The organism is Halostagnicola sp. A56 (assembly GCF_000691505.1).
Classification (GTDB): Archaea; Halobacteriota; Halobacteria; order Halobacteriales; family Natrialbaceae; genus Halostagnicola.
Window position 1 is genome coordinate 36,069 of record NZ_JMIP02000017.1, and the last position, 12,031, is coordinate 48,099.

Here is a 12,031-nt window from a genome sequence, read left to right on the forward strand (position 1 = left end):
GACGCACTCGAGAGTAGCCGCCGACAGCAGCGAATCGCGCCGCGATCACTGCGCATCGGAACGCACAGCCGGAAGCGTAAACGAAAACGTCGACCCGCCGTCCGAATTGGATTCGACCCAGATGTCGCCGCCGTGGCGTTCTACGATCCGTTTACACAGCGCGAGGCCGATCCCCGTTCCGTCGTATTCGTCGCCGCTGTGGAGGCGATTGAACACCTCGAAGATCCGATCGTGGGAGGCCTCGTCGAGGCCGATCCCCTCGTCTCGAACCGAGATCGTCCAGTTCGATCCGGTCCGATCGGCCGTCACGTGGACGCGGGGCGGTTCCTCCCCGCTGTACTCGATCGCGTTTTCGAACAGGTTCTGGAACACCTGCCGCAGCTGACTGACATCTCCGCTCACGGCCGGAAGTTCGTCGACCGTAATTTCGGCGTCGGATTCGTCGACTTTCAGCTGGATATCCGCCATCGTCTCCGCGACCACATCCTCGAGATCGACCGGTTCGAGCGGTTCGCCCGCGGTTTCGACCCGGGAGTACTCGAGGAGCCCGTCGATCATCTCCTTCATCCGCTCGGCGCCGTCGACGGCGAACTCGAGGAACGCTTTCCCATCCTCGTCGAGGCGATCCGCGTAGCGATCCTCGAGTAGCTGCCCGTACCTCGCCACCATCCGCAACGGCTCCTGCAGGTCGTGTGAGGCTGCGTAGGCGAACTGTTCTAGACGTTCGTTCGAGGCCTCGAGTTCGGTCTCGAGACGTTTTCGTTCCGTGACATCCGAGATTATGCCTTCGATCCAGCGTTCTCTCTCGCTTTCGTCGGCGACGATTCGCCCGTGATCGCGAACCCAGCGTCGTTCTCCCTCGGCGGTCTCGATACGATACGTTTCCGAGAACGTTCCCGGGCCGTCCACGGCAGTCTGGACGTGATCCCAGACGCTCTCGCGATCGGCCTCGACTACTACGTCCTCGCCCCAGACGATCGTCCCCTCCTCGAGCGCGCTCGGGTCGTACCCCGAGAGCGACCGACAGGCGTCGCTGACGAACTCCATCGGCCAGCCGCGTTCGTTTCGGCAGCGATACACCATCCCGGGGACGTTATCCATCAGCGCCGACAGTTGCTGTTCGCGCTCGTGAAGTTTTCGGCGCGCCTCCGTTCGCTCGGTGATATCCTGAAAGTACACCGACAATCCCGTCTCGGAGGGGTGAACGTGTTCTTCGTACCAGGAATCGTGGGGCGGGTAGTACGCCTCGAACGAAACCGATTCCTGCGTCGACAGCGCCTCGCGGTAGCGTTCTTCGAATTCGGTCCCTTGCTTCTCCGAAAACGTTTCCCAGATGTTGGTCCCGAGGAGTTCGTTTTCGTCCAACCCGAGAATTTCCGCGGCCCGTTCGTTGACGTACGTAAACTCCCATTCCTCGTCGAGCGCGAGGAATCCGTCGGTCCTGATCCTGATCTCGCTCGGCGCGATCTTACTCGCCGCCGCGGCGACGAACCTGAACTGGCTGTCGAAACAGCTGTCCTAATCGGCGCTCTCGAGCGTTCGACGATTTTCGGGCGTTCTGTTGTCGGGCGTTCGATCGTTTTTTCATCGTCCGTTCTCGTGCGTTCGATTGTTTGCGGGCGTTCCGGTGTCGAGCGGTCAGCTGTTTGCGGACGTTCTCGAGCGTTCGACGATGTTCTCGCGGCTCGTTCTTCGAGCGTTCCGTCACTCGAACGGTTCCATCGAACGTTCGCTCTTCGCGCCGTCCTCTCGAAACACGACCGGGTTCGACGCGGTCGACGACCGGACGATCCGCGAGAAAAGCGAGGCGACCGCCCTAGGTGGCCGCAAACTGGATCAGCGCACAGCCGACGAGGATCAGCAGCGACGCCGTCCCCTTCTGAATCAGCGTGAACGGATCGAACTGTTCGGCGAGCAGTTCCGGCGTCAGTTTGCTCAGCGCCAGCGAGCCCACGAACACGAGTAACACGTCGAGTTTGGTGATCGCGGTCGCGAGCGACACCGGCCCGGTCTCGAGCGACCGCACGAACGTCAGCAACGCGAGGGCGTTCAACAGCCCGCCGACGATCAACAGCGAGGTTCCTTTCGAAAGCCGCCGGGCGAAGATGTCGTCTCTCCCGCCGGTCGGCGGGAATCGAGAGCCCTCGCGAAACGGTGCTATCGCAGCGACCGATACCAGCCCGCCGACGCTGATCCAGAAGAGGACCTCGAGCGTCCCGAACTCGGTCGTGAGAACTTTCATTCCCGTGTTGAGCACGGCGAAGGCCGCGGCGGCGGCAAGCGCGACGCCGATCGTCGACGGGCCGACGGTCCCGCGAATCGACCCGCTCCCGTGTTCGTAGGAAATAAACAGCGCGCCGAACACCACGAGCAGGACGCCCGCGTAGACTCCGGTGGGGAACGACTCTCCAAGGAGGACGAAGCCGAGAACGAGCACGAAGATCGTTTCGACGGCCAGCGCCGGGACGAACCGCGAAACGTCGCCGCTGACGAGACCCCAGTAGTAGATCCCGTACCCGGCGGTCGAGACGACGCCGAAGCCCATCGCGGTGAGCGCCGCCGACAGCGGCGTCGGATCGGTGACGGCGCTGGCCGAAAGCACCGTCGGCTCGAGGAGCAATCCGGCCGCGACGTAGACGGCGTAGAACGGGACACAGGAGTAGATCGTCAGCGCGATCGGATCGTCGATCTCGGTTCCACTGACGACTTTCGCCAGAAGCGCGATCGCCGCGTAGACCAGCGCCGTCACCAGCGCGTAGGCGAACCAGGTCGGTATCACTCGCCGATCACCCGCCGTATGCAATCGCTCACGGGGGCGGTATCGCCCCGACTCGGAAAGTCGCTTGGGTTCGATCCGGGCCGCGCGCCGCGACCGCTCTCGTTCACTCGGCAGTTCGAATGTTACTTGGCAGTTCGAGTAAGTGACTCGTTCGCGTCGCGACTCGAGCGGCCACAAACAGTCTGTACGGAGTCGAAACGCCGGCTCGTGCTTAGAGGAACCGGAACGTCTCGAGGTTCTTCGGCGCGAACGTGCGCATGTTGTAGTCGTGATAGAGCGCGGAGGAGAGGTCCTGCGTAGAGCGTTCGTCGCCGTGGACACAGAGGACTTTCTCCGGGCGCGGGTTCATCGTGTCGACGAAGTTCACGAGGCCCTCGCGGTCGGCGTGTCCGGAGAAGCCGTCGACGGTTTCGACTTCCATGTTGAGCGAGAGCGTGCCGCGGCCGTTGGCGTCGCCCATCGCGCCGACTTCGCTGGTGGGGATCTCGTCCCAGCCGTTCTGGATGCGTCGGCCGAGCGTTCCCTGGGCCTGGTAACCGACGAAGACCAGCGACGAGTCCGGGTCCGGGCCGAGGTGGCTCAACCACGACATGATCGGGCCGCCGGTGACCATCCCGGAGGTCGAGAGGATGATACAAGAATCGCCGTCGGCGACATCCTGGCGCTCTTCCTCGCCGCCGTCGATGTGGTTGAACTCGTCGGCCAGGAAGGGGTTCTCGTCGTCGTGGAAGATCCGATCGCGGAGGTCGTCGCGGAGGTACTCGGGATAGGTCGTGTGGATCGCCGTCGCCTCCCAGATCATCCCGTCAAGGTGGACCGGCATCCGCGGAATCTCGCCGTCTCGCATCGCCTTCTCCAAGACGAGCATGATCTCCTGAGACCGACCGACGGCGAACGCCGGAACGAGGACTTTTCCGCCACGGTCTGCGGTCTCGTTGATGACCTCCTTGAGTTTCTCTTCGGACTCCGCCTGATCGGTCTGGTAATCGTTCCGACCGCCGTAGGTCGACTCGAGGACGAGCGTCTCGACCCGCGGGAAGTCGTTGGTCGCGCCGTTGAAGAGGCGCGTGTCGTCGTAGTGGATGTCGCCCGAGAACGCGACGTTGTAGAGGCCGTCGCCGATGTGGAAGTGACTGACCGCGGAGCCGAGAATGTGTCCCGCGTTGTGGAACGTGAGTTTGACGTCCGGCGCGATGTCCGTAACGTCGCCGTACTCGAGCGGGATGCAGTGTTTGATCGCCTCGCGGACCATCTCGGATTCGTACGGCGGCGTGCGCCCTTCCTTCGTGGCGACATCGAGGTAGTCGAGGGTGAGAAGTCCCATCAGATCGCGCGTCGGCTCGGTGCAGTAGATTGGGCCGTCGTAGCCGTACTTAAAGAGAAGCGGAATCAGCGCGGAGTGATCGAGGTGGGCGTGTGTAAGCACGACGGCGTCGATCGTCTGCGGGCCGGCACCGAGCGCTTCGGGGGCGTGGAGGTACGGCACTTCGCCCTCGGCACCGGGTTTGTCGCCGCAGTCGATCAGGATCCGCGTCTCGGGCGTCGAGAGGATGAAGGACGCGCGACCGACTTCGCGACAACAGCCCAGCGTGGTGATGCGAACGTACTCGTCGTCGGACATCTCCTCACGGTGGATCTGTCGGCCGACGCGCTCTAACACGTCCCGGCGCTCGTCGCGTTCTTGCTTGAGGAAGTTTCGAACGTTCGAAACCGTCGAGGACTCGATCGGCGGCGTGCGGACGACTTCGGGTGTCCAGCCGACGTTTTTCGTGATGTCTCGAAGCGTCGAGCCGTGGCGGCCGATCACCATGCCCGGCTTCTGGGCCTCAATGACGACCTCGCCGGTGTCCGCGTGGAAATCGAGGTCCGTCACCCCTGCCTCCTCGGGGACGACGTTCATGATCTCCTCGCGCGCCTCTTCGGGTCTCGAGAGGACGCTCGGATCGGGCCGAACGGTGATCCGTTTTCGAAGCTTGCTCGCGAGTTGCCGGATCAGGTCGCCCTTCTGGGCGAACTTCTTCGGGTCGCGCGTGTAGACCACCAGTTCGGGGCCTTCGTATTTCACCGAGGAGATCGAGATATCTGCCGGTAACTCGCTCGTGATCTGTTCTTCCAAATCGTCGAGTTGCTGCTCTACAGTGCTCATAATCGCCGAATGTGGATTTCGTGAACGTCCCGTCGATCGTGGAGTCTGGAACGTCCCACGGAAAGCGGGGAGTCAGGGCGGTGTCGTCTCCGAGACTGATTCGTCTTGCTGGTTCGTCTCGCTGCTTCGTCTTGCTGGTTCGTCTCGCTGCTTCGTCTTGCTGATTCGTCTCGCAGTTCCGTCCGCCGTTATCGTCGAGAGAAGAATTATTTCACCAGCTTTGATGAAACGGGGCTGTGAGCTGGTCGAACGTTCGAAGCCTCGTTGCGGAGATCACGGCGGTCGCGCGCGAACGACGAGTCGGCGTCACGGCAGCGGGTCTGGCCTACCACTCGTTCAACGCGCTTGTCCCGCTCGTCATCCTCCTGCTCGTCGCCGTCACCGTCGTCGACTCGCTCGAGACCGTCGTCGATTCGCTCGAGACGATGACGGGACTCGAGGGGGTCATCGACCGGGAGCATCTCGACGCGGTCACAAGCGCCGGCGGGAACCGGACGCGAGCGGCACTGCTCGCATCCGGTATCTTCTTCTGGAGTTCGATTCGCCTCTTTCGGGCCGTCAATAGTGCGTTTACCGCCGTATACGGCTCGAGGCGAACGCAGTCGTCGCTCGAGGCCGCCCGCTCGGCGTCGCTCGTGACGGGGCTCTACACGGTCTTGCTCGTCGCGACCGTCGCGGTTGCGGTCGCGCTCGTCGGCGCGCTGGGTGTCAGCGCGTCGTTGATATTCACCGGGCCGCTCGCGACGGGAGCGAGCCTGCTCGTCCTGACGGGGCTGTTGTTCGTGCTGTTCTTGCCGATGTACTACGTCTTCCCGCAGCCGAACGTCTCGATCTGCGAAATCGTGCCCGGCACGGCTTTCGCCGCAGTCACGTGGTCGCTCCTCGCCGTCGGCTTTCGCGTCTACGTCTCGACCGCCGAGACGGTCGCGCTGTTCGACGTCGCCGGCGCGATCCTGCTGATCCTGACCTGGGTCTACTTCGGCGGTTTCTGTCTGCTCGTCGGCGCGGTGCTCAACGCGGTGCTCGCAGACCGCGTCGACGCGGACGACGGCTGGGTTCCGCTGTCAGGGGACCTCCCGAACGCGAGTTGACGACGACCCGCGGCTGTCTCCTACGGAAGTCTCCCGCAGTCCGCCCACGTCCCGCCCGTATCGGTGGGTTCTATCCCGTCGGGCGCATACGGGTTGCGTATGGATCCTTCGGTCCGCTGCGACGAGGTCCGCGTTCTCGTCGTCGAGTCGACGACCGGTTCGGACGAACCGCCTCCACTCGAGAGCGTGCTCGAAGGCGCGTCCGTCGACGCCTCGTTCGAGTCGCTCTCGGTCACTCGCGCCGAAACGGTCGCCGACGCGGTCGCACGGCTCGAGTCAGCGTCACCGCCGGTAGACGAAGCCGATTCCGAACCGGAACCCGCGGCTGACTCAGAGCCGACACCCGCGGCCGACAGCCTCGAGGTCGTCCTCACCGCCGCAGATCTCCCCGACGGAACCGGACTGGAACTGCTCGAGCGAATCCGCGCCAGCCGACCGACGGTACCGGTCGTCCTCTCGCCGCGTTCGGGTTCGGAGCGGCTGGCGAGCGACGCGATCAGCGCCGGGGCCGCCGAGTACGTCCCGCGAGAACGGGCGGGCAACGACCTCGCGACCGCGCTCGAGCGAGTGATCGACCGCGAGTGCACAGATCGCGACACCAGGGCGGCCAGCCGTCGGTTCAGGACGATCTTCGACGACCCGGAGACGTACGTCTGGGAGCTCGATCACGAGGGAACCGTCCGGCGGGCCAACACCGCCGCGCTCGAGGCGATCGACGCTTCACAGGCCGACGTTCGCGGTCGGCCGTTACAGGCGACGCCGTGGTGGCTCCCGGCCGATCGCTCGACGATCGAGACGGCCCTCGAGCGAGCAGCGTCGGGCGAGCCCGTCAGGCGGGAACTCGCCAGTCGGTGTGCCGCCGCGTCGGACGGCGATGGAGACCGATCGGAGACGAGACGGGTGCTCGAGGTGACGTTCCGCCCGGTTCGCGACGAGTCCGGCTCGGTCATCTCCTTACTCGCCGAAGGCAACGACGTCACCGATCGGGTCGAACTCGAAGCGGAGCTACGGGAGTCAGAAGAGCTCCACCGCGTGACGCTCAACAACATGACCGACACGGTCCTCATCACGGACGAGTCGGGATCGTTCACCTACGTCTGTCCGAACGTCCACTTCATCTTCGGCTACACGGACGACGAACTCCACGAGATGGGCTCGATCGAGGAGCTTCTCGGACCCGACCTGTTCGACCGCGAAGAACTCGCAGAACGGGGCGTCCTGACGAACCTCGAGTGCACCGCGACCGACCGGGAAGGAAACGAACACACGCTGTTGGTCAACGTCCGCGAGGTTTCGATTCAGGGCGGAACGCTGCTGTATAGCTGCCGCGACATCACGGCTCGAAAGCGACGTGAGGAGGCGCTGACCGCACTCCACCGGACCGCGCGACGACTGTTGCTCGCGGAGTCGCGGGCGGACATCGCGGACATCGTCGTCGAGGACGCCGTGGACGTACTCGATCTCGAGGCCAACGGCGTCTACCTGTTCGACACCGACGACAGCACGATCCGGCCGGCGGCAGCGACGTCGGCGATGGAGCACGCTCACGGTTCTCTCTCATCGCATCGGGCGACGACCGATTCCATCGTCGGCCGGGCGTTCGTCGACGGCGAGACGCAGATGTTTGACGACAGCGAGTCGCAGCATTTCGACGATGTCCACGAGTCTGCCCGGTTCTCGCAACCGGAGACCGATCTTCGAAGTGGTGCGTACGTCCCACTCGGGAACAACGGCGTCTTCCTCACCGGATCGACGGCGGCGGACGGGTTCGACGAGGTCACTCGAGAGGTGGTCGACCTGCTCGCGACGACAGCAGAGGCGGCGCTCGATCGGGTCGAGCGCGAATCGGCGTTACACGAACAGGAGCGGGAACTGAAAGAGCGCAATCGGCAGTTGACTCGACTCAATCGCATCAACGAGTTCATCCGCGAGATCGATCAGGCGATCGTCAGAGCCGAAACCCGCGAAGAGATCGAAGCGGCCGTCTGTAACCGACTCACGGGAACCGATCGCTTCTCGTTCGCCTGGATCAGCGGGCTGGATCCGGACGGAACCAGCCTCGAGGCGCGCGCCCACGACGGCGCGGGCCATGGGTATCTCGACGCCGTTGCGGGCCCGATCGGCGACAATCCGGGCGAACCGGCGATCGAGACGGCACGGTCCGACGCCGTCACCGTCGTCTCGAACGTCGCCGAGGGGCTCCACGAGGAGTCCTGGCGAAAGCGCGCGCTCTCGAAGGACTACCAGTCGGCGATCAGCGTCCCGCTCTCCTACGACGAGTTCTCCTACGGCGTGCTCACCGTTTACGCCGGCCGCCCATCGGCGTTCGGTGAGACGTCCCGGGCCGTCTTCGCGGAACTGGGCGAAACGATCGCGTCGGCGATCGCCGCGGTCGAACGCAAGAACGCCCTACTGACCGCCTCGCGGACGCGTCTGGACCTCGAGATCGACGACGAGACGTTCGTGTTCCAGCAGCTCGCGACCCGCGCGGACTGTACGGTCTCATTCGATGGCGGCGTTCGGCAACACGAAGACGGCGCTGCCGTCTCGGTCGTCGCGTCCGTCGACGGCGCGCCGGTCGAAACCGTCGCCACCGTCGCTGAGGGCCTCGTTTCGGTCGCCGACGTACAGATCCTCAGCGAGGACCCGAACGGCGGCTCTCACGCCGACGGGGAGGCGTCGGGCGGGTCGCTCCTCCTCGAGCTTCCCACGCCGTTTCTCGCGATTCGACTGGCCGACCACGGCGTCGTTCTCCGGAGCGTTCGGGCGACGCCGGCGGGGACGCGGATCGTCGTCGACGTGCCCCACACCGTCGACGCGCGGGCCCCGACGCGAATGGTGACCAACAGCTTCGAATCGGTCGAACTGCGCTCGAAGCGCCCGGTCGAGGGCGCGTCGGCCGGCGACCTGCGGACCAGACTTCTCGAGGAGCTGACCGACCGACAGCTCGAGGTCGTTCGCGTGGCCTACCACGGTGGGTTCTTCGAGTCGCCTCGGGAACAGACGGGCGAAGATATCGCTGCCTCGCTCGACATTTCGCCGGCCGCGTTCTACGGCCACAACCGAACCGTCCAGCGAAAACTGTTCTCGGTGCTCTTCGAAGAGATCGGTTTTCCGGCAACTGACGCACCCGGGGTTGAATACTGAACCCCGGGTCGCGGGTTGTGCTAGTAATATAACGAATACGTCTTTCCTAATATCCCTATTACACTGAAGTGCCGACGAGCGCCGCGTCGCCGATTCGGCAGTGATACCCATGAAAGACGTCACGACAAACCCCGACGAGGAATCGACATACGAGTGCTTTGCCTGCGGAGCGGTGACGCAAGCGACGTCCCCGATCGACTGCCCGGAGTGCGGTGCCGACATGCGGAATCGAGAGATTCCGGTCGAGTAATTCATGTCCGGGAACGTCTCGTCCGCGCCGCCTCGAGCGGACGCTTCGAACGAACCGGAGACGGCCCTCGAGACGGCCAGACGGCAACTCGCCCGCGCCGGGTCCCAGATCGAGATCAGCGATAACGTCCTCGAGCGGTTAGACCACCCCGCGAAGGTCACGGAGGTCACCGTTCCGGTCGAGCGAGACGACGGCAGCGTCGATGTCTTCACCGGCTTTCGCGCCCAGCATGATAGCGTTCGCGGGCCGTACAAGGGTGGCCTGCGATTCCATCCCGAGGTGACTCGAGACGAGTGCGTGGGGCTCTCGATGTGGATGACCTGGAAGTGCGCCGTGATGGACATTCCCTTCGGCGGTGCTAAAGGCGGCGTCGTCGTCGATCCCAAATCGTTGAGCGAGGCCGAGCGCGAGCGGTTGACACGGCGATTCACACAGGAGATCCGCGACGTGATCGGCCCGACCAGAGACATTCCGGCCCCCGACATGGGAACGGACTCGCAGGCGATGGCCTGGATCATGGACGCCTACAGTATGCAACAGGGCGAGACCATTCCCGGCGTCGTCACCGGCAAACCGCCCTCCGTCGGCGGAAGCTACGGTCGCGAGGAAGCGCCCGGCCACAGCGTCGCCATCGTTACGCGCGAGACCTGCGAGTACTACGACATGTCCCTCGAGGAGACGACGGTCGCCGTCCAGGGCTTCGGCAGCGTCGGCGCGAACGCCGCCCGCAAGCTCGAGGAGTGGGGCGCGACCGTCGTCGCCATCAGCGACGTCAACGGCGCGATCTACGAACCGGACGGCATCGACGTCGCGTCGATTCCGGCCCACGACGAGGAGCCCGAAGCGGTGACCCGCAACGCAGACGACGTCATCCCGAACGAGGAACTGCTCGAGCTAGACGTCGACGTGCTCGTTCCCGCGGCGATCGGCAACGTCATCACGGAGGACAACGCCGACGATATCCGGGCGGATCTGGTTATCGAGGGCGCGAACGGCCCGACGACCTTCGCCGCGGCCGCCATCCTCGAAGAGCGGGGCGTTCCGGTCGTCCCCGACATTCTCGCGAACGCGGGCGGCGTGACGGTGAGTTACTTCGAGTGGCTGCAGGACATCAACCGCCGAGCCTGGAGCTTAGAGGAGGTCACCGCCGAACTCGAGGCCGAGATGGTGACCGCCTGGAACGCGGTTCGATCGGAGGTCGAGTCTCGAGACGTGAGCTGGCGTGACGGCGCCTACATCGTCGCACTGTCGCGGATCGCGGAGGCACACGAAGTGCGCGGCCTCTGGCCCTAATCGTGGGAGAATCGCTGATATAGTATCTCGACTCTCGAACTCGAGTAAAAGGGTCGTTGCGGGGACGAGTTCTCACCCCCGCGCTGTGACCCACAGCGCTGTAGTGCCCATGAGAAGGCCCGGGAGCATCGCGAGCGTTCCGACGGCCAGAAACCCCGTTTCAGTGTATTCGATTCCCCGAAACAAGAACAGATACTGAAGGAACGCGGGGATGGCGATGATCGAAGCGAATATACAGCCGTACACGAGCAGGAGATCGATCTTTCGACCGTCTCGTATCATTCGAGCTTCAGGCTTCGTTCGTCCGTTCATTCGCGTGACTCACCCATCGACGTATCGATACCGAAAAGCGCGTTTCCTCCACAGAACCCGGTGTACCAATTCACCACCAATCCGACGCCAGCGGTGCCGAGCGTCGCGGCTTTCGTCGGTTGCTCGTCTCTAAGCGCCGCGATCCCCGTCACGAGTAACCAGATACCCAGTACGCCTCGGATCGTCCGATCAACGGTGTCGATATTTCGGTGCACGACCAGTGGTACGCGCCGCTGGATGGAATTCGTATAGCCGCACATTTCTACTGGGTTTATAAGAGTGCGCGAACCGGGACTCGAGCAGGGCGCGGGTCGAACCAATTCTTTTGGCCGCGTCCGATCGAGTATCGGTGTATGAAACGCGTTCGAGTGACGATTCACACGCGAGACCTCGAGTTGCCCCTGACCTACGAACGGGCGACGAGCGAACGCGATATCGTTGAGCGGGTGCAGGTCATCAACTGGAACATCGTCGCGCCCACGGCGTCGTTTTTGCTGCGAGTTCGCGGCGACGTTCCTCGATTCGAGGAGCTTCTACGGGCAGATTCCGCCATCAATGAGTACGAACTGCTCCCGGTAACCGAGCGCGAGAGCTACTGTTTCGTGACGGGAGCCGGAACGCCCGACGCTCGAGCGCTCTGGGAGAACTTCAAGCGCGGCAGCCTGATGACGATCCCGCCGGCGGAGTGGAACGTCGGGGAGAGTTACACGTTCACTGCGGTGGGCAGACGGTCCGACATCCAGGCTGCGATCGACGGACTGCCGGATGACGTTCGTGTGGACATCGAATCGATCGGCGGGAAACGGGTCGCGGCCGACGGCGTCGTCGACCGACTGTCTGATCGGCAACGAGAAGCCGTTCGGACGGCTATCGACCTCGGTTACTACGATACGCCGCGCGGAGCGACCAGCGACGAGATCGCTCGCGAACTGAACTGCGCACCGTCGACCGCGGCAGAGCACCTTCGAAAGGCTGAATCGAAGGTGATAACCGGCGTGTTCGACGTCTGACCG

General features: G+C 63.9%; 11 protein-coding genes. 5 read left to right on the top strand and 6 right to left on the bottom strand.

Annotated features, from left to right (window positions below):
- Nucleotides 1-45 precede the first annotated feature (45 nt).
- The 4 genes from EL22_RS07345 to EL22_RS07360 form a co-directional block, all read right to left on the bottom strand.
- Nucleotides 46-1,467 carry an ATP-binding protein gene (locus EL22_RS07345; RefSeq protein ID WP_082146706.1) on the bottom strand — a complete coding sequence of 474 codons (1,422 nt, stop codon included), beginning with the start codon at nt 1,465-1,467 and terminating at the stop codon, nt 46-48.
- A 1-nt stretch (nt 1,468) separates the two neighbouring features.
- Nucleotides 1,469-1,708 (bottom strand): hypothetical protein, encoded by a 240-nt coding sequence (locus EL22_RS17965; protein WP_050050894.1) that lies wholly within the window; start codon nt 1,706-1,708, stop codon nt 1,469-1,471.
- 108 nt (nt 1,709-1,816) lie between these two features.
- Nucleotides 1,817-2,779, bottom strand: a complete 963-nt coding sequence (locus tag EL22_RS07355) for an EamA family transporter (RefSeq protein ID WP_050051251.1) — start codon at nt 2,777-2,779, stop codon at nt 1,817-1,819.
- Nucleotides 2,780-2,990: 211 nt separating this feature from the next.
- Nucleotides 2,991-4,925: a beta-CASP ribonuclease aCPSF1 gene (locus EL22_RS07360; protein ID WP_050050895.1), complete on the bottom strand. Its 1,935-nt coding sequence runs from the start codon at nt 4,923-4,925 to the stop codon at nt 2,991-2,993.
- A gap of 236 nt (nt 4,926-5,161) precedes the next feature.
- Here EL22_RS07360 and EL22_RS07365 point away from each other — a divergent pair, with 236 nt between their 5' ends.
- The 4 genes from EL22_RS07365 (at nt 5,162) to gdhB (ending at nt 10,706) form a co-directional block, all read left to right on the top strand.
- Nucleotides 5,162-6,016, top strand: coding sequence for a YihY/virulence factor BrkB family protein (locus EL22_RS07365; RefSeq protein ID WP_050050896.1), 855 nt, complete (start codon nt 5,162-5,164; stop codon nt 6,014-6,016).
- A 99-nt stretch (nt 6,017-6,115) separates the two neighbouring features.
- A complete protein-coding gene (locus tag EL22_RS07370; RefSeq protein ID WP_050050897.1) occupies nt 6,116-9,163 on the top strand; it encodes a bacterio-opsin activator domain-containing protein in 3,048 nt (1,015 codons plus the stop codon).
- A 109-nt stretch (nt 9,164-9,272) separates the two neighbouring features.
- Nucleotides 9,273-9,413 (top strand): rubrerythrin-like domain-containing protein, encoded by a 141-nt coding sequence (locus tag EL22_RS17100; protein ID WP_139231136.1) that lies wholly within the window; start codon nt 9,273-9,275, stop codon nt 9,411-9,413.
- Between the two features lie 3 nt (nt 9,414-9,416).
- Nucleotides 9,417-10,706 carry a glutamate dehydrogenase GdhB gene (gene gdhB / locus EL22_RS07375; protein ID WP_050050898.1) on the top strand — a complete coding sequence of 430 codons (1,290 nt, stop codon included), beginning with the start codon at nt 9,417-9,419 and terminating at the stop codon, nt 10,704-10,706.
- A 72-nt stretch (nt 10,707-10,778) separates the two neighbouring features.
- Here the strand turns inward: gdhB and EL22_RS07380 are convergent, their stop codons facing one another.
- A complete protein-coding gene (locus tag EL22_RS07380; RefSeq protein ID WP_156184072.1) occupies nt 10,779-10,988 on the bottom strand; it encodes a hypothetical protein in 210 nt (69 codons plus the stop codon).
- 26 nt (nt 10,989-11,014) lie between these two features.
- Nucleotides 11,015-11,233 carry a DUF2892 domain-containing protein gene (locus EL22_RS07385; RefSeq protein WP_050051252.1) on the bottom strand — a complete coding sequence of 73 codons (219 nt, stop codon included), beginning with the start codon at nt 11,231-11,233 and terminating at the stop codon, nt 11,015-11,017.
- Between the two features lie 138 nt (nt 11,234-11,371).
- Between EL22_RS07385 and EL22_RS07390 the strand changes: the two genes are divergently transcribed.
- Nucleotides 11,372-12,028, top strand: coding sequence for a helix-turn-helix domain-containing protein (locus tag EL22_RS07390; RefSeq protein ID WP_050050900.1), 657 nt, complete (start codon nt 11,372-11,374; stop codon nt 12,026-12,028).
- Nucleotides 12,029-12,031 lie beyond the last annotated feature (3 nt).

What these genes read in the sequence shown, in the direction of transcription:
- EL22_RS07360 (WP_050050895.1), bottom strand. Translation starts at nt 4,925, where the DNA reads ATGAGCACTGTAGAGCAGCAACTCGACGATTTGGAAGAACAGATCACG.
- EL22_RS07370 (WP_050050897.1), top strand. Translation starts at nt 6,116, where the DNA reads ATGGATCCTTCGGTCCGCTGCGACGAGGTCCGCGTTCTCGTCGTCGAG.
- EL22_RS17100 (WP_139231136.1), top strand. Translation starts at nt 9,273, where the DNA reads ATGAAAGACGTCACGACAAACCCCGACGAGGAATCGACATACGAGTGC.
- gdhB (WP_050050898.1), top strand. Translation starts at nt 9,417, where the DNA reads ATGTCCGGGAACGTCTCGTCCGCGCCGCCTCGAGCGGACGCTTCGAAC.
- EL22_RS07380 (WP_156184072.1), bottom strand. Translation starts at nt 10,988, where the DNA reads ATGATACGAGACGGTCGAAAGATCGATCTCCTGCTCGTGTACGGCTGT.
- EL22_RS07390 (WP_050050900.1), top strand. Translation starts at nt 11,372, where the DNA reads ATGAAACGCGTTCGAGTGACGATTCACACGCGAGACCTCGAGTTGCCC.